The sequence below is a fragment of the Pseudomonas agarici genome (assembly GCF_001543125.1).
In the GTDB taxonomy this organism is placed as follows: domain Bacteria; phylum Pseudomonadota; class Gammaproteobacteria; order Pseudomonadales; family Pseudomonadaceae; genus Aquipseudomonas; species Aquipseudomonas agarici.
In genome coordinates, this window is sequence record NZ_CP014135.1 from 1,858,282 (window position 1) to 1,882,262 (window position 23,981).

General features: G+C 59.7%; 30 protein-coding genes. 15 read left to right on the forward strand and 15 right to left on the reverse strand.

What is annotated here, in order from left to right; genetic code table 11:
• Positions 1–101: 101 nt before the first annotated feature.
• From AWM79_RS08100 to AWM79_RS08120, 5 genes are all read left to right on the forward strand, one after another.
• Positions 102–692 (forward strand): cysteine hydrolase family protein, encoded by a 591-nt coding sequence (locus tag AWM79_RS08100; RefSeq protein ID WP_026013126.1) that lies wholly within the window; start codon positions 102–104, stop codon positions 690–692.
• Between the two features lie 142 nt (positions 693–834).
• Positions 835–1,155, forward strand: coding sequence for a hypothetical protein (locus AWM79_RS08105; protein WP_017131543.1), 321 nt, complete (start codon positions 835–837; stop codon positions 1,153–1,155).
• 77 nt (positions 1,156–1,232) lie between these two features.
• On the forward strand, positions 1,233–1,790 hold the full coding sequence (locus tag AWM79_RS08110) for a Smr/MutS family protein (RefSeq protein ID WP_017131544.1): 558 nt from the start codon (positions 1,233–1,235) through the stop codon (positions 1,788–1,790).
• A gap of 78 nt (positions 1,791–1,868) precedes the next feature.
• Positions 1,869–2,414 (forward strand): GTP cyclohydrolase I FolE, encoded by a 546-nt coding sequence (gene folE, locus AWM79_RS08115; RefSeq protein WP_017131545.1) that lies wholly within the window; start codon positions 1,869–1,871, stop codon positions 2,412–2,414.
• A gap of 105 nt (positions 2,415–2,519) precedes the next feature.
• Positions 2,520–2,891 (forward strand): glutathione S-transferase N-terminal domain-containing protein, encoded by a 372-nt coding sequence (locus AWM79_RS08120; protein WP_017131546.1) that lies wholly within the window; start codon positions 2,520–2,522, stop codon positions 2,889–2,891.
• 12 nt (positions 2,892–2,903) lie between these two features.
• On the opposite strand, the gene AWM79_RS08125 is transcribed toward AWM79_RS08120, so the two are convergent.
• Positions 2,904–3,299, reverse strand: a complete 396-nt coding sequence (locus tag AWM79_RS08125; protein ID WP_017131547.1) for a lysozyme inhibitor LprI family protein — start codon at positions 3,297–3,299, stop codon at positions 2,904–2,906.
• Between the two features lie 161 nt (positions 3,300–3,460).
• Positions 3,461–3,814: a hydroxyisourate hydrolase gene (gene uraH / locus AWM79_RS08130; RefSeq protein WP_017131549.1), complete on the reverse strand. Its 354-nt coding sequence runs from the start codon at positions 3,812–3,814 to the stop codon at positions 3,461–3,463.
• A gap of 385 nt (positions 3,815–4,199) precedes the next feature.
• Between uraH and puuE the strand changes: the two genes are divergently transcribed.
• From puuE to AWM79_RS08155, 5 genes are all read left to right on the forward strand, one after another.
• Positions 4,200–5,126 (forward strand): allantoinase PuuE, encoded by a 927-nt coding sequence (puuE, locus tag AWM79_RS08135; protein WP_060782576.1) that lies wholly within the window; start codon positions 4,200–4,202, stop codon positions 5,124–5,126.
• Positions 5,123–5,638: a 2-oxo-4-hydroxy-4-carboxy-5-ureidoimidazoline decarboxylase gene (gene uraD, locus AWM79_RS08140; RefSeq protein ID WP_017131551.1), complete on the forward strand. Its 516-nt coding sequence runs from the start codon at positions 5,123–5,125 to the stop codon at positions 5,636–5,638. The genes puuE and uraD overlap by 4 nt, the downstream gene beginning before the upstream one ends.
• A 73-nt stretch (positions 5,639–5,711) precedes the next feature.
• Positions 5,712–6,707 (forward strand): allantoicase, encoded by a 996-nt coding sequence (gene alc / locus AWM79_RS08145; protein ID WP_017131552.1) that lies wholly within the window; start codon positions 5,712–5,714, stop codon positions 6,705–6,707.
• Positions 6,708–6,789: 82 nt separating this feature from the next.
• Positions 6,790–7,323: an ureidoglycolate lyase gene (locus tag AWM79_RS08150; RefSeq protein WP_017131553.1), complete on the forward strand. Its 534-nt coding sequence runs from the start codon at positions 6,790–6,792 to the stop codon at positions 7,321–7,323.
• A 19-nt stretch (positions 7,324–7,342) separates the two neighbouring features.
• Positions 7,343–8,650, forward strand: a complete 1,308-nt coding sequence (locus AWM79_RS08155; protein ID WP_026013127.1) for a urate hydroxylase PuuD — start codon at positions 7,343–7,345, stop codon at positions 8,648–8,650.
• 76 nt (positions 8,651–8,726) lie between these two features.
• Here the strand turns inward: AWM79_RS08155 and AWM79_RS08160 are convergent, their stop codons facing one another.
• Positions 8,727–9,656 carry a DUF808 domain-containing protein gene (locus AWM79_RS08160; RefSeq protein WP_060782577.1) on the reverse strand — a complete coding sequence of 310 codons (930 nt, stop codon included), beginning with the start codon at positions 9,654–9,656 and terminating at the stop codon, positions 8,727–8,729.
• A gap of 128 nt (positions 9,657–9,784) precedes the next feature.
• On the opposite strand from AWM79_RS08160, the gene AWM79_RS08165 reads away from it, so the two are divergent.
• The 3 genes from AWM79_RS08165 (at position 9,785) to AWM79_RS08175 (ending at position 12,442) form a co-directional block, all read left to right on the forward strand.
• On the forward strand, positions 9,785–10,393 hold the full coding sequence (locus AWM79_RS08165) for a TetR/AcrR family transcriptional regulator (RefSeq protein ID WP_017131556.1): 609 nt from the start codon (positions 9,785–9,787) through the stop codon (positions 10,391–10,393).
• 135 nt (positions 10,394–10,528) lie between these two features.
• A complete protein-coding gene (locus AWM79_RS08170) occupies positions 10,529–11,353 on the forward strand; it encodes an ion transporter (RefSeq protein WP_017131557.1) in 825 nt (274 codons plus the stop codon).
• Positions 11,354–11,443: 90 nt separating this feature from the next.
• A complete protein-coding gene (locus AWM79_RS08175) occupies positions 11,444–12,442 on the forward strand; it encodes a sulfate ABC transporter substrate-binding protein (protein ID WP_017131558.1) in 999 nt (332 codons plus the stop codon).
• 96 nt (positions 12,443–12,538) lie between these two features.
• Here the strand turns inward: AWM79_RS08175 and AWM79_RS08180 are convergent, their stop codons facing one another.
• The 11 genes from AWM79_RS08180 to ccmA form a co-directional block, all read right to left on the reverse strand.
• Positions 12,539–13,177, reverse strand: a complete 639-nt coding sequence (locus AWM79_RS08180; protein ID WP_017131559.1) for a hypothetical protein — start codon at positions 13,175–13,177, stop codon at positions 12,539–12,541.
• A 307-nt stretch (positions 13,178–13,484) separates the two neighbouring features.
• A complete protein-coding gene (locus tag AWM79_RS08185; protein WP_017131560.1) occupies positions 13,485–13,877 on the reverse strand; it encodes a hypothetical protein in 393 nt (130 codons plus the stop codon).
• Between the two features lie 10 nt (positions 13,878–13,887).
• Positions 13,888–15,087 (reverse strand): c-type cytochrome biogenesis protein CcmI, encoded by a 1,200-nt coding sequence (gene ccmI, locus AWM79_RS08190; RefSeq protein ID WP_060782578.1) that lies wholly within the window; start codon positions 15,085–15,087, stop codon positions 13,888–13,890.
• On the reverse strand, positions 15,084–15,554 hold the full coding sequence (locus tag AWM79_RS08195) for a cytochrome c-type biogenesis protein (protein ID WP_017131562.1): 471 nt from the start codon (positions 15,552–15,554) through the stop codon (positions 15,084–15,086). Before AWM79_RS08195 ends, ccmI begins: the two co-directional genes overlap by 4 nt.
• The gene (locus AWM79_RS08200; protein ID WP_017131563.1) at positions 15,551–16,087 is read right to left on the reverse strand and encodes a DsbE family thiol:disulfide interchange protein; all 537 of its coding nucleotides are present in this window, start codon (positions 16,085–16,087) and stop codon (positions 15,551–15,553) included. The genes AWM79_RS08195 and AWM79_RS08200 overlap by 4 nt, the downstream gene beginning before the upstream one ends.
• Positions 16,084–18,057, reverse strand: a complete 1,974-nt coding sequence (locus tag AWM79_RS08205) for a heme lyase CcmF/NrfE family subunit (RefSeq protein WP_167375452.1) — start codon at positions 18,055–18,057, stop codon at positions 16,084–16,086. The genes AWM79_RS08200 and AWM79_RS08205 overlap by 4 nt, the downstream gene beginning before the upstream one ends.
• Before the next feature lie 18 nt (positions 18,058–18,075).
• On the reverse strand, positions 18,076–18,531 hold the full coding sequence (gene ccmE, locus AWM79_RS08210; protein ID WP_017131565.1) for a cytochrome c maturation protein CcmE: 456 nt from the start codon (positions 18,529–18,531) through the stop codon (positions 18,076–18,078).
• A complete protein-coding gene (gene ccmD / locus AWM79_RS08215; protein WP_017131566.1) occupies positions 18,528–18,704 on the reverse strand; it encodes a heme exporter protein CcmD in 177 nt (58 codons plus the stop codon). The genes ccmE and ccmD overlap by 4 nt, the downstream gene beginning before the upstream one ends.
• Entirely contained in the window at positions 18,701–19,459 is a 759-nt protein-coding gene (locus AWM79_RS08220; protein WP_176987058.1) for a heme ABC transporter permease, read from the reverse strand. Before AWM79_RS08220 ends, ccmD begins: the two co-directional genes overlap by 4 nt.
• Before the next feature lie 45 nt (positions 19,460–19,504).
• On the reverse strand, positions 19,505–20,173 hold the full coding sequence (gene ccmB / locus AWM79_RS08225) for a heme exporter protein CcmB (protein ID WP_017131568.1): 669 nt from the start codon (positions 20,171–20,173) through the stop codon (positions 19,505–19,507).
• Positions 20,170–20,841, reverse strand: coding sequence for a cytochrome c biogenesis heme-transporting ATPase CcmA (gene ccmA, locus AWM79_RS08230; RefSeq protein ID WP_167375425.1), 672 nt, complete (start codon positions 20,839–20,841; stop codon positions 20,170–20,172). The genes ccmB and ccmA overlap by 4 nt, the downstream gene beginning before the upstream one ends.
• A 161-nt stretch (positions 20,842–21,002) precedes the next feature.
• On the opposite strand from ccmA, the gene fliK reads away from it, so the two are divergent.
• Positions 21,003–22,580, forward strand: a complete 1,578-nt coding sequence (gene fliK, locus AWM79_RS08235; RefSeq protein ID WP_060782579.1) for a flagellar hook-length control protein FliK — start codon at positions 21,003–21,005, stop codon at positions 22,578–22,580.
• Entirely contained in the window at positions 22,577–22,906 is a 330-nt protein-coding gene (locus AWM79_RS08240) for an EscU/YscU/HrcU family type III secretion system export apparatus switch protein (protein WP_060782580.1), read from the forward strand. The genes fliK and AWM79_RS08240 overlap by 4 nt, the downstream gene beginning before the upstream one ends.
• 220 nt (positions 22,907–23,126) lie before the next feature.
• Here AWM79_RS08240 and AWM79_RS08245 read toward each other — a convergent pair whose 3' ends face one another.
• Positions 23,127–23,894, reverse strand: a complete 768-nt coding sequence (locus AWM79_RS08245) for a sulfite exporter TauE/SafE family protein (protein ID WP_060782581.1) — start codon at positions 23,892–23,894, stop codon at positions 23,127–23,129.
• Positions 23,895–23,981 lie beyond the last annotated feature (87 nt).

Sequence of the window (23,981 nt, forward strand, 5' to 3'; positions counted from 1 at the left end):
GGCTACAAGCCAATAATCACACCGCCTGTGCCGGTAGCGATTCACATAAGCGCTCAGCCAGAGGACAATGCGACAAAAGCCCCACTCAAAGGAGCCCCAGAATGTCCGTTCCAAAAACGATGTTTCAACTCAGCGGTCGTGGTTATGCCGCAGCTAATCTGAACCATGCCAGCCTGTTGATCATCGATGCCCAGAAAGAATACCTCAGCGGCCCGCTCGCGCTGTCCGGCATGCAGGCGGCCGTCGGCAACATCAAGCAGTTGGTCGCCGCCGCCCGTGCGGCGGGTCGGCCAATCGTGCATATCCGCCACCTGGGCACAGTCGGTGGGTTGTTCGACCCACAGGGCGAACGTGGCGAGTTCATCCCCGGCCTCGAACCCCAGGGCGACGAAACCCTGATCGGCAAGCTGCTGCCCAGCGCCTTTCATGGCACAGGTCTGGAGAAACACCTGCAAGACCTCGGGTCGCTGGACCTGATCGTCTGCGGCTTCATGAGCCACTCCAGTGTCAGCACCACCGTGCGCGCCGCCAAGAACCTTGGCTTTCGCTGCACTCTGGTGGAAGACGCCTGTGCCACCCGCGACCTCTCCTACAAGGGCCAGATCATCAGTGCCGAGCAGGTCCAACACACTGAAATGGCGATCATGGCCGACAACTTCGCCACCCTGGCCCTGACCAAGGACTTGATCTGAGTTCGGGCAGGATGGGCCGTCGTTACGACCGCCCATCTGTTACAGGCGCCTAACCACCCGTCATTTTCCGATTTCCCAACCGCATCAGGAACAAGCCGACCATCTCCCGGTCGAAGGGCCGATACTCATAGAGGAAATCGGAATGAAGATATCCGATGGTTTTGACGCTCGCCGCCTGCGCCCCAAATGCCAGAGCACCTGGCGCTCGCGTTTAGGCGCCGGTTTCGCGGCGCTGTTGGCAACCTTCGGGGTGTTGCTGACCATGGCCGGTGCCGCCAGCCTGCTGGGACATGCACCGGCCATGGGCGACCTGAACGCCACCACCAGCGGCTCGGCGGTGATCCTGGTGGTGGGGTTACTGGTGCTGTATGGCGGTGTCTGGCTCTGGCGGCGCAGCCGACGCCGGACACAGCGTAACCAGGCGCTAAACCTGGCCCCGCACCTGATGAAGAAACACGATTGATAAATCCTCTCCCGGGAATCGGCCTGTGACTTGCGCCCTATGACTTAGGTAAACTGGCGACTCCTGCGGAGATTGACATGCAAGACGATGATTTTTCCCTGTTCAAAAGCGAAATCCGTGGTGTAAAGCCGCTCAAGCACGATCGTGCCGATACCGGCAAACCCAGGTCCGACCGCGCACAACTGGCCAAGCTACGCCAGGCGGCGACCGTGCGCAGCGAATCCACGACGGTGGATGGCCTGTCCGATCAGTTCGTCATCGATGTCGGCCCTGAAGACGAGCTGCACTGGTCCCGCGACGGTGTGCAGGACAGCCAGATGCGCAAGCTCAAGGCCGCCCAGATTCCCTTCGAAGGCAGCCTCGACCTGCACGGCATGAGCGTGGAAAAGGCCCGGGAAACCCTCTGGGCATTTCTTGGCGAAGCGACCCGGTTCGAAATCCGTTGCGTGCGAGTCACCCATGGCAAGGCCGTGCGTCTGGACGGCAAGCGCCCCATGATCAAGAGCCACGTCAACACCTGGTTGCGCCAGCATGCCCAGGTGCTCGGCTTCACCTCCTGCCAGCCGAAACACGGCGGCGCGGGCGCGGTGTATGTGATGCTCAAGCGCACCATGATGGAAGGCCGCGACGAATAATTGGACTATCATGAGTTTGCAGGCGGCTGTCAGCCGCCGTATCCTTATTCCTTTGCGCAGACTCCCACAGGTAGCTTCATGTCCCTGGAACAAAACTATACGGCGATTCTCGGCCAACTCGGCGAGGACGTCTCCCGCGAGGGCCTGCTGGACACGCCCAAGCGCGCGGCCAAAGCCATGCAGTATCTTTGCCGCGGTTACGAACAGACCCTGGAAGAAGTCACCAACGGTGCCTTGTTCAGTTCCGACAACAGCGAAATGGTGCTGGTCAAGGACATCGAGCTCTACTCGCTGTGCGAACACCACTTGCTACCGTTCATCGGCAAGGCCCATGTTGCCTATATCCCGAGTGGCAAGGTATTGGGCCTGTCGAAGGTCGCACGGATCGTCGACATGTATGCCCGGCGCCTGCAGATCCAGGAAAACCTCAGCCGCCAGATCGCCGATGCGGTCCAGCAGGTGACCGGCGCCCTGGGCGTGGCCGTGGTGATCGAAGCCCAGCACATGTGCATGATGATGCGTGGCGTGGAAAAACAGAACTCGTCGATGATCACTTCGGTGATGCTCGGTGAATTCCGCGAAAACGCCGCGACCCGTAGCGAGTTCCTGGCGCTGATCAAATAAGATGTGGCGACCTGAAAAAAACCGGCGCCCATCGCCGGTTTTTTTCGAGCGGGAAAAATCAGGTAAGCTGCGTACCCTCTTCTTCACCGCCCGCGAGGCTATACCGTGTTCGTCAAAGCACTCCGAGTCGGCCTCGGCCAGCTCATCATCTTCATCGACTTCCTCACCCGACCACGCAAGCAGCAGCGCACCGCCGCCGCCCAGGCCAAGGTCGATGCCGCCGCCCGCGACCTGACCCTGTATCAGTTCCACGCCTGTCCGTTCTGCGTAAAGACCCGCCGTACCCTGCGCCGCCTGAACCTGCCGGTGGCGCTGCGTGACGCGAAGAACGACGAACACCATCGACAGACGCTGCTCGAACAAGGCGGCAAGATCAAAGTGCCATGCCTGCGTATCGAAGAAAATGGCCAGACCACCTGGATGTACGAATCCCAGACGATCATCGCTTACCTGAATCAGCGGTTTGCCGCTGCCTGATGTCGGCACCAGTCAATTCGGACAGTTGTTGGTTTCATCGCGGCACTCGGTGTAGCTCTTCAACTGCGCCGCGCGCTGGTTGGTCAGCTCAGTCTTGCATTGCAGATTGAGCATTGGCCACAGCGAGCCGCCATCCGCCGGCCGGCCATTCCGGTACAGGCAGTCGGCATCGCGAAAAGCCAGCCATTTGCGTTGGGCATCCCTGAGTGCGTCCTTGGAAGCCTGGGTCTTCAGGTAGTCCATCTGCGTCTTGTAGTACTTGTTCAAATCGTCATCGACTTTCTTGAACTCCTTGCCCACACACTCATTCATCGACGCCTGGTTGGCAGCGCAATCCTCGGCTGTCTGCGCACCGGCGACCTGGCTCAACAAACCGAAAGCCAAAAAAGCTACGACTGGATATTTCATGGACGACACCCCCTTCAAGTGGATAGGAAACCAAGCTTTCGCTAGGACTTTGATGGTCGCAAAGGTGCCTGCGCCGGAAAAGACAAACCGCCCCTGAGGCCGCTTTAAGTATTTCCAGATTTGCCGGTCAACCCGACTAACAGAACTCGCCACACAGGCCACTAGCTTCCTTTGTAGGTCGAATAACTGTAAGGCGAGATCAACAGAGGGACGTGATAGTGGTCCTGTTCTGCGCTGATGCCAAAGCGCAGCACCACCACGTCGAGAAAGGCCGGCTCCGGTAGCGTCACGCCACAGGCCCGATAGTAGTCGCCAGCATGAAACTGCAACTGATAGACCCCGCAACGGTAGTCGCTCCCCTGCAGCAACGGCGCATCGCAGCGCCCGTCGTCGTTGGTTCGGGCACTGGCCACCCGTTTCAGTTGCGTGCCTTCGACCCGATACAGTTCGACCTTGATCGAACGGCCGGGGCAACCCTGTGCGGCATCCAAAACATGCGTAGTCAAACGTCCCATTGCTTCTGCGTGCCCGCCTGCCCTGCTGGCAGACCGGGCTTCGCGCCTCCCGGAATCAGTGGATAAAGGCGTGCCGCACGGCCGGGAAAGCTCTAAGAGGGCGGCGACGAAATGATTAAGACACCTTCAATAAAAATTGTACACAATAAATTTCGCACTTTATGGCGCATGTTCCGAACGTTGCTAACATTGACAGAAAGACCGTGGACTAAGGGTTTTTCGTTTATTAGTTGATCGATCAAGCCCATTTCTATCAAGCGACCAAACAGGTTTTTTTGGTAGACATGAAAAAACGTGGCTGACAAGGTGATCACAGAGTTGTATACAATAAAGCTTTCACTGTGACACCACGCAACCGTTACCACGGACAAGAAGGAAGACGGCAGTGAGCCCTGACTATCCACGCGACCTGATCGGTTACGGCGATAAGCCTCCTCACCCCCATTGGCCGGGAAATGCCCGTATCGCCTTATCTTTCGTGCTCAACTACGAAGAGGGCGGCGAGCGCAATATCCTGCACGGCGACAAGGAATCCGAATGTTTTCTCTCGGAGATGGTCGCGGCGCAGCCGCTGCAAGGCGAACGCAACATGAGCATGGAATCGCTCTATGAGTATGGCAGTCGCGCCGGCGTCTGGCGGATTCTCAAATTGTTCAGATCCTTCGACATCCCATTGACCATCTTTGCCGTGGCCATGGCCGCCCAGCGCCACCCAGACGTTATTCGCGCCATGGTCGAGGCCGGCCACGAAATCTGCAGCCACGGCTACCGCTGGATCGACTACCAGTACATCGACGAGGTGCAAGAGCGTGAGCATATGCTCGACGCCATCCGCATCCTCAGCGAAGTCAGCGGAGAGCGGCCGCTGGGCTGGTACACCGGTCGTACCGGGCCGAACACCCGCAGGCTGATGATGGAGGAAGGCGGCTTCCTCTACGACTCGGACACCTACGACGATGACCTGCCCTACTGGGAACCGGACAACCCAACCGGTAAACCGCACCTGGTGATCCCGTACACACTGGACACCAACGACATGCGCTTCACCCAGGTACAGGGTTTCAACCAGGGCAACGATTTCTACCAGTACCTCAAGGACGCTTTCGATGTGCTCTACGCCGAAGGCGCCGAGGCGCCGAAAATGCTTTCCATCGGCCTGCACTGCCGGCTGACCGGGCGCCCGGCGCGCCTGGCCGCGCTGCAGCGTTTCATCGAATATGTGAAGGGCTTCGATCGGGTCTGGTTCAGTCGCCGGGTCGATATCGCCCGTCACTGGCATGCCACCCACCCGTACCAGGCGCCAATGAAATGAGTACTTTCCGGACCCTAAAGCCATCGACCCTGAGCCGCACGGCGTTTGTCGAAGCCTTTGCCGATATTTATGAACATTCGCCATGGGTCGCCGAACAGGCCTTCGACTTGGGCCAGGACAGCGGTATCGACCAGATCGACACTCTGCACCAGCGCATGAGCGACATCCTGTTAAACGCCGATCATGCCAGCCAGTTGGCATTGATCAACGCCCACCCGGACCTGGCGGGTAAAGCCGCCGTCCAGGGCCAACTCAGCGCGGCCAGCGCCCATGAGCAAGCCGGTGCCGGTATCCAGCACTGCACGGCCGAAGAATTCCAGCGTTTCACCGAGCTGAACCAGGCCTATAAGGCCAAATTCAAGTTCCCCTTCATCATGGCGGTAACAGGCAGTAATCGGCAGCAGATTCTCGCCGCGTTCGAAACACGTCTCCACAACCCGCAGGACACGGAGTTCAACTGCGCGCTGGCGCAGATCAACAAGATTGCCCTGTTTCGGTTACTGGCTCTATAGGGACCTTGGCCCGAAAGTGCGCAGGGGCCTGTGGTATTCCCAGCCACCTATTCTTCAAAGGCAGACATGAACAATGAAAACTTATGCCGTACCTTTCGAGAAATTCCTCAACCTGGCCGATGCCCGCCTGGGCACCCAAATCGTTTCCGTCACCGATGACTGGTTCGCCGACGCCAACCGCCTGTTCCAGCCGACCCCGGCGGTATGGAAAGAGGGTGTGTTCGATGACAACGGCAAGTGGATGGACGGCTGGGAATCGCGTCGCAAGCGCTTCGAAGGCCACGACAGCGCGGTGATCCGCCTGGGCGTGCCCGGCTCGATCAAGGGCGTGGATATCGACACCTCATTCTTCACCGGCAACTACCCGCCATCGGCCTCGCTGGAAGCCTGCTTCCTGAGCCACGGCGAACCCGATGAAAACACCCAGTGGGTCGAAGTGCTCGGTGCCGTCGAATTGCAAGGCAACAGCCACCACTATCACGCTATCAGCCACGATCAGGCCTTCAGCCATCTGCGCTTCAACATCTATCCGGACGGTGGCGTGGCTCGCCTGCGAGTCCACGGTATCCCCTATCGCGACTGGTCGGCCACAGACGACCACGAACAGATCGACCTGGCCGCCGCCCTCAACGGGGGACGCGCGCTGGCCTGCTCCGACGAACATTTCGGACGCATGAACAATATCCTCAATCCAGGCCGTGGCATCAACATGGGCGACGGCTGGGAAACCGCTCGTCGTCGTACCCCGGGCAATGACTGGGTAATCGTCGCCCTGGGTCATCCGGGCGAGATCGAGAAGATCATCGTCGACACCTTACACTTCAAAGGCAACTACCCCGACAGCTGCTCGATTCAGGCGGCCTTCGTCAAGGGCGGCACCGACAGCCAGATCGAGACCCAGAGCCTGTTCTGGCGCGAACTGCTGCCAAGCCAGAAGCTGGAAATGCACGCCGAACACAGCTTTGTCGAGCAGATCAAGGCCCTGGGACCGATCACCCATATCCGCCTGAACGTGTTCCCCGATGGCGGCGTGAGCCGTCTGCGGGTATTCGGTAAAGTCGCCAAATAAGCGCAGCGCCCTGCAGCGAGGGAGCTTGCTCCTCGCCACCACAGCAGAACAAATCACACCGCATTCGAATAAGAAGACAGCCATGCGCACACTGACGATCGAATCCCTGACCAAAGAAGCCTTCGCTCCTTTCGGTGACGTGATCGAAACCGACGGCAGCGATCACTTCCTGATCAACAACGGTTCGACCCAGCGCTTTCATCGTCTGGCCACGGTCGACACGGCAATCCCTGGCGACAAGGCGATCATCAGCATTTTCCGCGCAGACGCACTCGACATGCCACTGACCCTACGCATGCTTGAACGCCATCCGCTGGGCAGCCAGGCGTTTATTCCGCTGCTCGGCAACGCCTTTTTGATCGTGGTCGCACCCCTTGGCGATACACCAGTATCAAGTCTGGTCCGCGCCTTCGTCAGCAATGGCAGGCAGGGCATCAATTACCATCGCGGGGTCTGGCACCACCCGGTATTGGCAATCGCAAAGCGCGACGACTTCCTGGTGGTTGATCGCAGTGGCAGTGGCAACAACTGTGATGAGCATTTCTTCAAAGAGGATCAATACCTGATCCTTCCTTCACTCATAAGAGAAGGCTTGATCACTCCCGAAAAAGAGTGACGAGCAAGAGGTACGAGCCGTGGAAGCACATTTGATGGAATGGCTGAATCTGAGCGTGCGCTGGGTTCACATGATCACCGGCGTCGCCTGGATCGGTGCGTCATTCTATTTCGTCTGGCTGGAGAACCACCTCAATCGGGTCAACCCCAGGGACGGTCTGGCCGGCGACCTCTGGGCCATCCACGGCGGCGGCATCTACCACCTGGAAAAATACCGGTTGGCCCCGCCGACCATGCCGGACAACCTGCACTGGTTCAAATGGGAAGCCTATTTCACCTGGATGTCCGGGATCGCGTTGCTCTGTGTGGTGTTCTACTCCAACCCCCTACTCTATCTCGTGGCCCCGGGTAGCGGCCTGAGTGGTCCGGCCGGCGTCGCCATCGGCATCGGCGCGCTGATCGTCGGCTGGTTCGTCTACGACTGCCTCTGCGACTCGGCCTTGGGCAAGCGTCCGGCCCTGCTTGGCTTCATCCTGTTTGTCCTGCTGATCGCCTCGGCTTACGGTTTCAGCAAGGTGTTCAGCGGACGTGGGGCCTACCTGCACGTTGGCGCAATCATCGGCACCCTCATGGTCGGCAACGTCTTTGCCATTATCATGCCGGCGCAACGCGCCCTGGTGGCGGCGATCGCCGAGAACCGTGCGCCCGACCCGACATTGCCGGCCAAAGGCCTGTTGCGCTCACGACACAACAACTATTTCACCTTGCCGGTGCTGTTCATCATGATCAGCAACCATTTCCCAAGCACCTACGGCAGCCAGTACAACTGGCTGATTCTGGCCGGGATCGCGCTGTTGGCGGTGTTGGTGCGGCATCACTTCAACTGCCGTCACGACAGCCATAAGTTTGCCTGGACCTTGCCGGTCGCGGCGCTGGGCATGATCTGCCTGGCCTATGTCACCGCACCCGCATCGAGCCCGAGCGCACCGCCAGCGGCCAGGGCGGCGGCGAAGATCGACTACCAGCCGTTGCCGGAAACCGCCCTGGACGGTGGGCTCAAGCCGGCGCCAACCATTGAGCCGGCCACGCCCGCAGTGCCGACATCGGCGAACAACGCCTCCGGCGATATTGCTTTCGACAAGGTCCACAGCGTGATCCAAGAACGTTGCGCGGTGTGCCATTCGGCCAAGCCCAGCAGCCCGTTGTTCAGCACCGCCCCGGCTGGCGTGATGCTCGACACCGCACAACAGATCCAGCAATTGGCTCCTCGGATCCAAGCCCAGGCCGTCACGAGCCAGATCATGCCCCTGGGCAATATCACCCAGATGACCCAGCAGGAACGTGAGCTGATTGGCGCCTGGATCAACCAGGGAGCGCGTACCCACTGAGCCGGAGCAGGTGGCGAGCTTTTTGTGCTCGACTGCCCGACGCCCCCCCATCGGCGCTACCCGGACAAGCTGATAATCAGCCGCGAGCCATGCGCCAGAGCTTGCCGGTCAGCGAAACCAGCGCCATAACCAGCGCTCCGGCGACAATCCCCACCACCGCATTGAGCAGCGTCGGCACCACCGCCGCAAAGCCGCCGGTAGCCGTGGCCACACCTTCGATCCAGTGATGCAACGCCGGCACGCCATGGGTGAGAATCCCCCCACCGACCAGGAACATCGCCGCCGTGCCGATCACCGACAAACTCTTCATCAAGTACGGCGCGGCACTCAGCACGCCACGCCCGAAACGGCGTTGCAAACCGGCCCAAGCGCCGTCACCGGCCCGACGACTCAGGTACAGGCCGCCGTCGTCGAGCTTGACGATACCGCCCACCAGGCCATACACCCCGACCGTCATCACCAGGGCAATGCCCGACAAAACCACCACCTGTTGTAACAACGGTGCATCGGCCACCGTGCCCAGGGTAATGGCGATGATCTCCGCCGAGAGAATGAAGTCGGTACGCACCGCCCCCTTGATCTTGTCCCGCTCGAATGCCACCAGGTCGCTCGCCGGATCGCTCATCGCCTGTACCCATTGGGCATGCCCGGCCTGGTCCTCGGCCTGGCTGTGGAGGAATTTATGCGCGAGCTTTTCAAAGCCTTCGAAACACAGGTAGGCGCCGCCCAACATCAACAGCGGCGTCACCAGCCAGGGCACCAGCGCGCTGATCGCCAGTGCCGCCGGAACCAGGATCAGCTTGTTGCGAAACGACCCCTTGGCCACCGCCCAGACCACCGGCAGCTCACGCTCGGCGCGCACCCCGGAGACCTGCTGGGCGTTGAGGGCCAGGTCGTCGCCCAGAACACCGGCGGTTTTCTTGGCCGCCAGCTTGGTCATCAGTGCGACGTCATCCAGGACCGCCGCGATATCGTCGATCAAGACCAGTAAACTGCTTCCTGCCATGGTGCATTCCTCAGGAAAGTTGCGTTGCACAGTGTGCCGCCGGGCGTCCCGCAGGGCAATCTTGAGACTCGCGCAAGCCCGGTGCTACCATGCCCGACCGCCCGCACAGGCAAGGAACATCGCGCTTTATGAGCACCATCCGCGAACGCAACAAAGAACTGATTCTGCGCGCAGCCAGTGAAGAGTTCGCCGACAAGGGTTTCGCTGCCACCAAAACCAGCGACATCGCGGCCAGGGCCGGCCTGCCCAAGCCCAATGTCTATTACTACTTCAAGTCCAAGAACAACCTCTACCGAGAGGTACTGGAAAGCATTATCGAGCCGATCCTGCAGGCGTCAACGCCGTTCAACCCCGAAGGCGTGCCCAACGAAGTGCTGGCCGGTTATATCCGCTCGAAAATCCGCATCTCCCGTGACCTGCCGGCGGCCTCCAAGGTTTTCGCCAGCGAAATCATGCACGGCGCGCCGCACCTGAGCGGCGAGCAAGTGGAACAGCTCAATGCCCAGGCCCGACACAATATCGAGTGCATCCGGAGCTGGATCGACCAGGGACAGATCGCCGCCATCGACCCTCATCACCTGATGTTCACCATCTGGGCCGCGACCCAGACCTATGCCGACTTCGATTGGCAGATCTCCGCGATCACCGGCAAGGCCAAGCTCGACGACAGCGATTATGAAGCGGCGGCGCAGACCATCGTGCGACTGGTGCTCAAGGGCTGCGAGCCCGACCGGTAAACCGCCCCTCCCCGGCATTCGCCACGGGCCACCGCCTCCTGGCTCGAACTGCAGCGCGGACGTTGCCCCAGCCCGGCTTGCGCATTGATCGCTATTGCCCCACGCTGCCCACATTTACCGTTTGGGCAGCACCTCATGAACAGCAACAACGACTGGCGCCAACGGCTCTATGTCATGGTTTTCCAAACCGATACCGTCGCCGGCAGACGTTTCGACAAGATCCTCCTGCTGATCATCCTCGCCAGCCTGGTGGTGGTGATCCTCGACAGTATCGAGAGCGTCCATCAGAACTTCGCCGACGCCCTGGCGTACATCGAGTGGGGTTTCACGTTGATCTTCGCGATCGAATACCTGGCGCGCCTCTATTGCTCGCCACGCCCCTTGCGCTACGCTTTCAGCTTCTACGGACTGGTGGACCTGCTGGCGATAGTCCCCGGCATCCTGGCGATTTACTACAGCGATGCGCAGTACCTCCTGATCATCCGCATTATCCGTATGCTACGGATCTTCCGGGTACTTAAGCTCGGCCCGTACCTGAAACAGGCCCATTACCTGCTCGCGGCCCTGCGCGGCAGCAAACAGAAGATCCTGGTGTTCCTGCTCGGTGTCTGCACCCTGGTGACCGTATTCGGCACCCTGATGTACGTGATCGAAGGCCCGGAGCATGGCTTCACCAGCATTCCGAAAAGCATCTATTGGGCTATCGTCACCCTGACCACGGTGGGCTACGGCGACATAGTGCCCAAGACCACGCTCGGCCAGGTGATCTCGGCCCTGGTGATGATCACTGGCTACTCGATCATCGCCGTACCCACCGGAATTTTCACCGCCGAACTGGCCAGTACCTTGCGCGGTGAACAACTCCAACACGATTGCCCGGTATGCAAGAAGAACAGCCACGAACCCGAAGCCTCTTTCTGCTCCCGGTGTGGCAATGCACTTTTTCGGAAATTGGAATAAGCACAGTACTTTTTAATCTTTAAGCGACTATGCCACCGCCGTTATAGTCGCTGGCAAATTGCCTTTCTCTACTCGAACAAGGAATGCGCGGTGAAAACACTTTTTGGCGCCTCACTCCTGGCCGTTGGCCTGGCATTCGCCAGCGTGGTCCAGGCCGCTCCGACTCTGCTGAACGTGTCTTATGACGTCATGCGCGACTTTTACAAGGACTATAACGCCGCCTTCCAGAAACACTGGCAGGCCGAGCACCACGAAAACATCACTGTGCAGATGTCCTTCGGTGGCTCCAGCAAACAAGCGCGTTCGGTTATCGACGGCCTGCCGGCGGACGTGATTACGATGAACATGGCCACTGACATCAATGCGCTGGTGGACAATGGCAAGCTGGTGCCGGAGAACTGGGCCAGCCGCCTGCCGAACAACAGCGCGCCCTTCACCTCGGCGACCGTGTTTATCGTGCGCAAGGGCAACCCCAAGGCTCTGAAGGACTGGCCGGATCTGCTCAAGGACGGCGTGCAAGTTATCGTGCCGAACCCGAAGACCTCGGGTAATGGCCGCTACACCTACTTGTCGGCCTGGGGTTATGTGCTGAAGAACGGTGGTGATGAAAACCAGGCCAAGGACTTTGTCGCCAGGCTGTTCAAACAGGCACCGGTGCTCGATACCGGTGGCCGCGCCGCCACCACGACCTTCATGACCAACCAGATCGGCGACGTGCTGGTAACCTTCGAGAACGAAGCGGAAATGATTGCCCGAGAGTTCGGTCGCGACCAGTTCGAAGTGATCTACCCAAGCGTCTCTGCCGAGGCCGAGCCACCAGTGAGCGTGGTCGACAAGATGGTCGACAAGAAAGGCAGCCGCATAGCGGCAGAAGAATACCTGAAGTACTTATGGTCGCCAGAAGGCCAGGAAATCGCCGCCAACAACTACCTGCGCCCGCGTGATCCGGCGGTGCAGGCCAAGTTCACCGATCGGTTCCCGAAAGTCGACTTCCTCTCGGTGGAGAAGACCTTCGGCGACTGGCGAGCGGTGCAGAAGATCCACTTCAACGACGGCGGTGTGTTCGACCAGATCTACACCGGCCGATAACCCTCAAGCTTCGCGGGCAAGCCTGTCACGAAATCCCAGCTCAACAACGCGGGAGCAGGCTTGCCTGGGGCGGCATTCCAACCCGGACAATCCCATCTACATCGGCGGTTTGATCCCGTTCTCCCCCGCCGAAATCCCCACCGCTGTCAGCTTGCCGTCCGCGCCCTGCTGAGCGAACAACACCACCTTCACGCCTGGCTTGAGCAGGCTGCGATCTCCCGGCACCAGGTTGACGATCGGCACGCCCTCGGGCACCACCACCTTTTTCTCGCCGCCCTTGTAGTTTACGGTCAGGGTCCGACCCTCGGCGACTTTCAACTCACCCACGCGGCCATTGGTCATGGTGCTGCCCTGCGCCAGGTCGAACGGTCGATGACCATCTCCCGTACCGGCCATCTCCGGCGGGAAGACATGCACCTCCATCGATGTCAGCGTGCCATCCGGACCGGGCATCGCTGCCGTGCCGATATAACTGCCGGGCTTGATATCCGTGATTTTCGCCAGGGTCACGCCGCGCACCTGAGTGTCCTCGGTCAGGCCGACCGTGACATCCTCGTTGGCGAGGGTATGCACTTTCAGTGCATCCGCCTCGACCGCGGTGATCTCACCGCGTACCGCGACCCTCTGGGCCGGGGCATCGGCGGCCCGCGCCACACCGACAGACATCAATACCGCGCAGCTCAGCGCCGAAGCCCACGCACTACGGCGGGCCGATTTACCGAAAATCGATTTCATGGGAATTCAGGTTCCTTGAGTAGAGATATCGATGGATGCAAACTCACCAAGACTGTTATAGCGCTAATCAGCGGGCTCGAGGATGAAATATCAGTATCTCGCTAGTCCTGAAATAGATTTACACCTGCTTCACGACAACGTCCGATGCACGACATCTGGCATTTTGTATCTCAAAGACTGACGCGGACGCTCACGATTGTAGATCGATATCAGGCCGTGCCAGTGCCTGGGACATTAAAACGCCAATTGACGAGATGTTCAGCGAGCGCAAAAAAAAATGGCGACCCATCGAGGTCGCCGTTTTCACTTACTGCCCAAACTGTTTGCTCAGCCCTGGTGGCACACCGTGAATATCGGTCTCCTCCCACGGCCCATTGGGGCTGATGGCGCGACTCCAGCCGTTGTTCCAGCGATAGTAGGTGCGCTGGCGATAGAAGGTGTTGGGCTGGCTGTCGAGCACATAGACGCCCATTTGCCCGTCCCAATGACTGCCACCACCCGGTGGCGGGGCGAAGGTCGCGGAGGTGCTCGGACGCGGCTTGGCCGGCGGGATCGGTTTCCCCGGCGTGGCCGGCGGGTAGGGTTGAGTACTCGGGCCGGAAGGCGGGATGGTCGGGCCGGAGGGCGGCGGCTGATGAACCGCACAAGCGCTCAACCCCAGGACCAGCGTTAACAGGGAGAGGCGAGCGATGGCGGTCATGGCGGATTCTCTATTTGTCCGGGCTGTCGATGGTCAGGTTCTGTTGCGCGGCGGTGCTGCTGGCCAACGGCTGGCTGCGCCCGATCCACTCGCCTGCCGTCGGCTGGCCGGCGCGGGAAACCCGTGCAACCAGTTGGACTTCAGGAAAGTTGGACAGTTTCAATTGCGGCATCATCGCGTCCACATCCCCCAACTCGACCGTGGCCGGCAGATCGGCTACCGTCAGCCGTTTGGCCGCCAGCGGCGCCGGTGGCCCCTGGGTGGCACGGGCAAAGATAAAGACGCTGTCGCTCGGTCGCACCTTGGCTTTCAGGTCGGCGGCCAGCTCGACCCGAACCTTGAGCACGGCGGTTTGGGCAACCGCCGCTTTGTCGACCTTGCCACCAGATTGCAGCAACTTCTCGCTGGCGCGGTCGATACCGCCCTGCATGGCGGCGCGGGATGGGTCCTGCGCCGGCAACTGGGCCAACAGGCGTGTCCAGTAGTCGATGGCTTCCTGGTAACGCTGACCTTCGAAGGCGGCGATGCCAAGCAGACCCAGGCTGGTGGCCTCGTTCGGATCGGCCTTGAGGGCTTCATCGGTCAGTGCCTGTACGGACGGCGACCACTGCTTACCCTCGGCGAAGTACCGCGCCTGGGCCCACTGCCCGAGCAGTTCCGGCTGACGGCCAGCCAACTGGACCGTGCGTTCGAAGAGCTTTGCCGCCTCTGCCGCACGCTCCTGGGCCATATAGGCACGCCCAAGGAAATACAGGCTTTCGGCGGAATCCGGCTGAGCTGCCACCGCCCGTTCGAGGCGCGAAGTCATCTCAGCCATGGACTGCGGTGCCTGGGCGAATTCACGGGCCAATTCGACCTTGTCGCTGGCGCCATAATGCAGGTACAACCCTAACCCAAGCACCGGCACCAACACCGCCGCCAGCAACGGAAGCGGCTTGCCCAGCCGCGATACCCGCGCCGGAGCCACGCCCTCGGTATCGGCCAGCAATTCGCGAACGGCTTCGGCATGGCCACTGTCCATCTGCTGCGCCGTCAGCACACCTTCTGCCTGCTGAGCCTGCAGCTCAGTCACGCGCTCCTGGTAAAGCGCCACGTTCAGCGCGGTTCGATCCTCTTCCCGCTGGGCGCGGCGATCACGCAGTATCGGGATCAGCAGAAAACTCAGGGCGATCAGTAACAACAGACCTGTAGCAAGCCAGAAATCAATCATTCGTGGTTTTTATCCAGCAAGTGGTCGAGGCGCTCACGCTCCTCGGCGGAAAGCGTATCCGGGGCTTCGTTGCGCCGGGCGCGGCGGCGGCGGACGATCACCGCAATCACGACCAGGCCACCCAGCAACAACCCTGCGGGGCCGAACCAGAGCAACGCGGTCTTGCCCGTCAGGGCCGGCTTATAACGAACGAAATCGCCATAACGATCGACCATGAAGTCGATGATCTGTTGATTGTCCTTGCCCTCGCCGAGCATGCGAAAAATCTCCCGGCGCAGGTCGGCGGCAATCGGAGCGTTGGAGTCGGCGATGTCCTGGTTCTGGCACTTGGGGCAGCGCAGTTCCTTGGTCAGATCACGGAAACGCTCACGTTCAGCCTCATTAGCGAACTCATAGGTATCAATAGCAGCATGGGCGATGCCGGTCAGGGTCAGGCCCAGGGCAACGGCGGCTAACCAACGCTTCATGGCCGGGCCTCGTCCGCCAGCGACCGGTAGACCGCCGCCAGTTGCTCGCGCCAGACCACTTCGTCGATCACCCCGACATACTTGTAGCGAATCACGCCCTTGGCATCGATAAAGAAGGTTTCCGGCGCGCCATACACGCCCAGGTCCAGACCCAGACTGCCTTGTTCGTCACGGATATCCAGTTGGTAGGGGTTGTGGAAATCCTTCAGCCACTTCAGCGCCTCGGCGTTGTCATCCTTGTAGTTCACCCCATAGATCTGTACGCCCTGCTGGGCGAGCTGGTTCAGTACCGGGTGCTCGACCCGGCAGGAAATGCACCAAGTTCCCCAGATGTTGACCAGCGCCGGCTTGCCGTGCAGGTCGAGCTGGGTCAGGGTCTTGTCGCCCTGCACATTGGGCAGGGAAAACGCCGGGAACGGCTTGCCAATCATGGCCGAGGGCAACTCGGCCGGATCCAGGAACAACCCCCGATACAGAAACACCGCCATCACCAGAAACAGCGCCAGCGGCAATATCATGACCCAACGCTTCATGCAGTCACTCCACTCATGCCCAGTGCTTCACGTACACGGCTCTTGACCTTGACCCGATAACGCCGATCCAACGCCGCCAGCAAACCGCCAAAACCGGTCAGCAGGCCGCCGAACCAGATCCAGCGAACGAACGGTTTGACATGCACTCGTACCGCCCAGGCACCATCGCCCAACGGCTCGCCGAGAGCGACATAGAGGTCACGGGTGAAGCCAGCGTCGATCCCGGCTTCGGTCATCATCGATTGCTGGACGGTATAGAGACGTTTCTCCGGATGCAACACGGCAATTTCCTTGCCGTTGTCGATCACCCGGATGGTGCCTTTGTCCGAAGTGAAGTTCGGTCCTTCGAAGTGCTTGGCCCCTTCGAAGACGAAGTGATAACCGGCCAATTCCATGGACTCACCCGGCGCCAGGCGCAAATCGCGTTCGGCGCTCTCCTGGCTCGCCAGCACCAGGCCCAAGGCACAGACCGCGATTCCCAAGTGCGCCAGCTGCATGCCCCAGTAACTGCGAGTCAGGCCCGGCAAGCCCTTGATCAGGCCTTTGTGGCGAGTTTTGTCGAGGATGTCGCGGACACCGGCCAGTACCACCCAAGCCGCCAGTAGGAAGGTCGCCAGCACTGCCCAGTTGAAGTCGCCATAGACCACACCCGCGACGATGGCCAAGGCCACGCTACCCAGCAACACCGGGGTCAGCATGCCCAGCAGCCATTTCACCGGGGTGTCCTTCCAGCGCACCAGTACGCCGACCGCCATCACCACCATCAACAGCGCCATCAGCGGAATAAACAATGCATTGAAGTACGGCGGGCCGACCGACAGCTTGGCACCAGTCAAGGCATCGAGCACCAACGGATACAAGGTACCCAGCAGGATCATCGAGGCTGCCACCACCAGCACCAGATTGTTACCCAGCAGCAGGGTTTCGCGGGACCACAGATTGAAGCCCACATGGCTTTTTACCACTGGCGCCCGCAGGGCGAACAGCGTCAGCGAACCACCCACCACGAACAGCAGGAAAATCAGGATGAACACGCCGCGCGCCGGGTCGGAAGCGAATGCATGCACCGAGGTCAGTACACCCGAACGCACCAGGAAGGTACCCAGTAGGCTGAGGGAGAATGCAGCGATGGCGAGCAGCACGGTCCAGCTCTTGAACACTCCGCGCTTTTCCGTGACTGCCAGGGAATGGATCAGCGCCGTGCCCACCAGCCAGGGCATGAACGAAGCGTTCTCCACCGGGTCCCAAAACCAAAAGCCACCCCAGCCGAGCTCATAGTAAGCCCACCAGGAACCAAGGGTGATACCGATGCCGAGGAATGCCCAGGCAACGATGGTCCAGGGCCGCGACCAGCGCGCCCAGGCGGCGTCGAGCCGACCACCGAGCAGCGCGGCGATGGCGAAAGCGAAGGCCACCGAGAAACCGACATAACCCATGTAGAGCATCGGCGGATGGACGATCAGACCAATGTCCTGCAGCAACGGGTTGAGATCACGCCCGTCCGCCGGAATCTGCGGCAGAATGCGCGAGAACGGGTTGGAAGTAAGGATCAGAAACAGCAGAAAACCGGTACTGATCATGCCCATCACCGCCAGTACGCGGGCCAGCATCACTTGCGGCAATTGCCGGGAGAACACTGACACGGCGAAGGTCCAGCCGCCGAGGATCAGCGCCCAGAGCAGCAGCGATCCTTCGTGGGCGCCCCACACGGCACTGAACTTGAAGTACCAGGGCAAGGCGCTGTTGGAATTGTTGGCCACATAGCTGACGGAAAAGTCATCGGTCATGAATGCATAGACCAAGATGCCGAAAGCAAAGACGAGAAAGGCGAACTGTCCCCAGGCCGCGGGCTGTGCGAGGCTCATCCATAGGCGATCCCCCCGCCAGGCACCCAGCAGGGGGATGATGGCCTGCACCAGGGCAAAGCACAACGCGAGGATCATGGCCAGGTGGCCCAGCTCTGGTATCAGCAGCTCCGAATTCATCGATCAACCCTCTTTGGTGGGAGTGGATGCGGACTGGCCGCTGTCTTTGAGTGCCTTGGTCACTTCTGGCGGCATGTACTTCTCGTCGTGCTTGGCCAGGACTTCATCGGCCACCACCACGCCTTCAGCGTTCAGCTTACCCAGGGCGACGATGCCCTGCCCTTCACGAAACAAGTCAGGAAGAATCCCGCGATAGGTGATGGTCACGGATTTGTTGAAGTCGGTGACCACGAATTTCACGTCCAGGGAGTCGCTGGAACGCACCAGCGAGCCCTTCTCGACCATGCCACCGGCACGGATCCGTGTGTCCGGGGGCGCCTCGCCATTGGCGATTTGGGTCGGGGTGTAGAACAGATTGATGTTCTCCTGCAGCGCGCTCAAGGCCAGGCCAACGGCAGCACCGACCCCGACCAGGATCGCCAGGATGATGATCAGACGCTTCTTGCGCAACGGGTTCACTTGGCATTCTCCCGGCGCAGACGTCGCGCCTCTTGTTGCAGGTAACGCCGGCGGGCCAGCAGTGGCGCCGCGACGTTCAGGACCAGTACCGCGAGGCAGATACCGTAGGCCGACCAGACATAAAGACCATGATGGCCCATAGCGATCAATTCGCCAAATGAAGCAAAACTCATCGAGCCGTCTCCAGTTCGTTCAGCACTTCGGTCTTGACCCAGCTCGCCCGGGCCTCACGCTTGAGCACCTCAAGGCGCATGCGCAGCAGTAGCACGGCGCCGAAGAAGCAGTAGAAGCCCAGCGCGGTCAGCAGCAGCGGCATCCACATCTCGACGGGCATCGCCGGTTTCTCGGAGAGGCTGAAAGTCGCGCCCTGATGCAGGGTGTTCCACCACTCCACGGAGTATTTGATGATCGGGATATTGATCACGCCGACAATCGCCAGCACCGCACTGGCCTTGGCGGCACTGTCGCGGTTGCTGATGGCATTGCCCAGAGCGATCAGGCCGAAATACAGGAACAGCAGGATCAGCATCGAGGTCAGGCGCGCGTCCCAGACCCACCAGGCGCCCCAGGTCGGTTTGCCCCAGATCGCCCCGGTAATCAGCGCCAGCGCAGTCATCCAGGCACCGATGGGTGCCGCGCATTGCAGGGCGACATCGGCCAGCTTCATCTTCCACACCAGCCCCACCACGCCGCAGACCGCCAGCATCACATAGCAGGACTGGGCCAGCATCGCGGCCGGCACATGGATGTAGATGATGCGAAAGCTGTTGCCTTGCTGGTAATCCGGCGGCGCGAAGGCCAGTCCCCAGACCACGCCAACACCGATCAGCAGCACGGCGGCGATGCTCAGCCAGGGCAACAAGCGCCCGCTAATGCCATAGAACCATTTGGGCGAGCCCAACTTATGAAACCAAGTCCAGTTCATCACGGTACATCCAAGGGTCTTTGCTGGCCGTAAACCGACCAGACCTCATTATTCGCCGACGCTGATTTTCAGGCCGGCGGCTATTGCAAAAGGTGTCAGGGTCACCGCCAGGGCGGCCAGGCTGCCAAGCCAGAGCAGGTAACCCGTTGCCGGCATGCCTTGCAACGCTGCCTGCAAGGCACCGCTGCCGAGAATCAACACCGGGATATACAACGGCAGAATCAGCAACGCCAGCAACAGGCCGCCGCGCTTGAGCCCCACCGTCAGCGCTGCCCCCACGGCACCGAGCAAACTCAATATCGGTGTTCCCAACAACAGCGACAACAACAACACCGGCAGGCAGGCGCTCGGCAGGCCGAGCATCAGCGCCAGCAGCGGCGCCAGCAGAACCAGGGCCAGGCCGGAGAATACCCAGTGTGCCAGCACCTTGGCCAAAACCAGAAGAGCCAGAGGGTGCGACGAAAGGACCCACTGTTCGAGGGAGCCGTCTTCGAAATCACTGCGGAAAAGCCCGTCCAGCGAGAGCAAGACGGACAAAAGTGCCGCGACCCAGACCAGTCCCGGAGACAAGGTTTGCAACAGTTTAGTCTCGGGACCCACCGCCAGCGGAAACAATGCGATCACGATGGCAAAAAACACCAGCGGATTGGCCAGTTCTGCCGGACGCCGGAACAGCAGCCGCGCTTCGCGGGCGAACAGCAGCCCGAAGACACTCATACGCGCCACCGTCCGAGATCGAGATCGCGGTAGCCGGCAGGTACACGCGTCAGGCTGTGGTGAGTGGTCAGCACGATCATTCCACCGCGTTCGCAGTGAGCGGCGAGGTGCTCTTCAAGCTGAGCCACGCCCTGCTTGTCCAGGGCGGTGAAGGGTTCGTCGAGAATCCATAGCGACGGGCTGTCCAGGTACAACCGGGCCAGAGCCACGCGTCGCTGCTGGCCAGCCGACAGGGTATGGCAGGGCACATCCTCGAAACCACGCAGGCCAACAGCCGCCAGCGCCTGCCAGATGGCCTCGCGGCCAGCCGGCTGGTGCAGCGCGCAGAGCCAACTGAGGTTTTCCTCGGCGGTGAGCAGGTCCTTGATCCCGGCGGCATGGCCAATCCACAGCAAGGTGCGCGCCAGCTCGCCACGATGACTGTGTAGCGGTTTGTCCTTGAGGCGGATCTCGCCAGCGGTTGGCCGCATCAATCCGGCCAGCAGGCGCAGCAAGCTGGTCTTGCCACTGCCGTTAGGGCCACTGACCTGTAACATGTCGCCAGGGCTCAGACGCACATCAAGGTTCTCGAAGAGCATCCGCCAATCACGCTCACAGGCGAGTGCTAAGGCTTCTAGAAAGGGGCTGGTCAAATCATCGAGGCCTTTTGCGGTTCTCAAGTCGGTCATGGCGCGGCCGTTAACGTGAAGCAGGATAGATGCTTTTGCTGCTCTATTCACCGAGCTGTATCAATTTAGCAATATTTTGAAAACTCTATTTGGGGGCAGCGCGGCATCATACATGCCATGCCCCTATGCTAAAGAGGCCTATTTCGACAGGTTGCGACCCGATGACAGGCGAACTCAACATCTCTCCTCTGACCCAGGTGATTGCGGCCAGTAGCCGTCCGGCGGTACTCGCCAGCGAGTTGCTCAGGCTGACACCGCCCCAGGACGGGCTGATCGCTCCCGGACAGAGTGTCAAGGCCGATGTGCTGTCGCTGAAGCAGGCCGGTCAGACTTTCCAGATGTTGCTCAAGCTGACCACCGACAACGGTCGCCAGAGCACCGTGCAAGCTACCGGCAGCCAACCGCTGCCCCAGGGTACCCAACTGACCGTGACCCAACCCTCGGCTGGCAACCTGGCCATTACCGTGCTGCAGGCCCGCAGTGCCAACGTTGCCGTCCTGACCCGCCTGGACACCGCGCAACTGCCGGCTGGCACTCTGCTGCAAGGCAAGGTCATAAGCCGCCAGGTGCTACCCGCGGTGCCGGGCGAACCCTTGGTCTATCGCTCGTTGGTGAGCCTGCTCAATACCGTGCTGAGCGGCACTACCCTGGCCCTGGACAGCCCGCAGCCACTGCGGATCGGCAGCCTGCTCAGCGCCCTGGTGCAGGACTCGCAAAACCTGAGCTTCGTGCCGCTGGGCGACCGCCAGGAGCAGTTGGCGGTCGCCCAGCAGCTGCTGACTCAGCAAGCGCGCCAGGGCTCACTGGATAGCCTGATCAGCCACCTGCGCAACCTGCCGCAAAACGATGAGCTGGCCCAGGCGCCCGATCTGCGCACAGCCATCGCCAGCCTGCTCGACGATCTCCCCGATATGGCGCAACTGAGCAACCCCAGGGGTCTGACCCAAGCCTTGCAAAACAGTGGGCTGTTCTTCGAAGCCAAACTGCTGCTGGGGCAAAACCCGACCCTGACGCCGGACTTCAAGGGCAGCCTGTTGCGCTTGATCGCCCAGGTCATACCGCAATTGCCGGACACCGCGACCGCCAATCCCGGCGCCGGCGCCGCCGTGTTGGCCCAGGCCTTGCCAGGCTTTGTCCGCAGTGCCCTCGGGGCGCTCGGGCAGGTCGGCGGCAAGGCCCAACCCCTTGGTTTTCCGTTGCCCTCACGGCTGCTGCGGACCCTGGCCGGCGAAGGTAGCCTGGAGAACCTGCTGCACCTGGCTGCCGCCGCCGTTTCACGCCTGCAGAGTCATCAACTGGCGAGCCTCGAACAGACCGGTCGCACGCCCGACGGCAACCTGCAAACCACCTGGCAACTGGAAATCCCCCTGCGTAACCTGCAGGACATCGTGCCCTTGCAGGTCAAGATCCAGCGCGAAGAGACCTCGGAAAATGAAGCCAGTGAGCAGCCTCAACAACGCGAGCACAAGGCGCCGCTGTGGCGCGTGGAACTGGCCTTCGATCTTGCGCCGCTAGGCCCGCTCCACGTCCAGGCACAACTGCTGCAAGGCAGCTTGTCCGGCCGACTCTGGGCCGAACGGCCCGCCACCGCCACGCTGATCGAAAGCGAGCTGGGAGCGTTGCGTGAACAACTGCGCGCCAGTGGCCTGAATGTCGGCGAACTCGACTGCCATCAGGGCCTACCGCCACAGGGCAATCAAACCCGACTGGAACAACGCTGGGTCGACGAAACCGCATGAACAATCCGCATACCCCACGCCAGGCCATTGCCCTCAAGTACGATGGCCAGCAAGCCCCGACCCTGACCGCCAAGGGCGATGAACAACTGGCCGAAGCCATCTTGAAGTTGGCCCGCGACTATAAAGTGCCGATCTATGAGAATGCCGAATTGGTGAAACTGCTGGCTCGCCTGGAACTGGGCGACAGCATTCCAGAGGAGCTGTACCGGACCATCGCTGAAATCATTGCCTTCGCCTGGCGCCTAAAGGGCAAATTCCCCCAGGAACAGGACTCGAATACACCGACAGTGGAGAGAGATATTACCGAGCGCGGGGAAGATTATTGATTCAGAAAATCATTCACAGCTCGCAAAAATAAAATCCAACATTTTGGGTGAAATTTTCGTGACCGCTAGTTTAATGGTAATTATATATTGTTCGCAAAGAATCGTCGAAGCCCAGCGAGCATGCACGAAAGTCGTCGAAAAACCTCAACAATCACATCCGGATTGAATTGAATAAAGATCACAAGCTGATTGTTTGCTGATCACTTACAAACGACTTTACTTATAAAAAAATGGACACCCCCATCCTTCCGATGAGAAACACAAGTAAAATTAAAAAGAATATTCGAATAAAACCACTGCCATAACGCAGCGATAAAAAAGCTCCAGTGATAGAACCTGCAATATTGCATATGGAAACCACACCACCTATTGCCCACAAGACATTACCAGACGGGATAAAAAACATCAGCGCGGCACTAAATGTTCCTAAATTAACCAAATTTGCTGAAGCTGATGCATTTAGAAAATCAAACCCAAAACACCTTACAAAAACAAAAAGCAGAAGGCTACCGCTACCAGGCCCGAAAACACCGTCATAAAAACCAATTAATCCGCCCCAAAAAACCCCTAGCAAAACCTCTTTCTTTCCGATTTCAATATTGGATTTGACTCGACCTAAGTCTTTTTTTACAAAAATATAAACAGCCATCACTATCAAAATAAAGAAAGCAACATACTCCATAAACCTCTTTGGAACGAGAGAAACAGAGAGCGCACCAAAAAATGAAAATACAAAAGCTGAGATCATAGTTGGAAGCATAAGCCTCCAGATGATTTTTATTCTTTTGAGATAGGTGAATACAGAAGACAAATTACCCGCCAAAACAGCTAGCTTGTTGGTTCCAAAAACCGTAGCCAAACTGTATTGGGGCAAAGCGTGTAAAAGTGCGGGCAACTGTATCAGCCCACCTCCACCCACTGCAGCATCAATCAAGCCACCGCAAAAAGCAAAAACACCTAACACAATTAAGGCGTGTTCAAAATCCATATAAATTGCCCAGCCAGGATTTGCGTTCTTGACCAAACATTATGAAATCCTATTTATGTGGAAACCACACACCTTAGACACCACGAC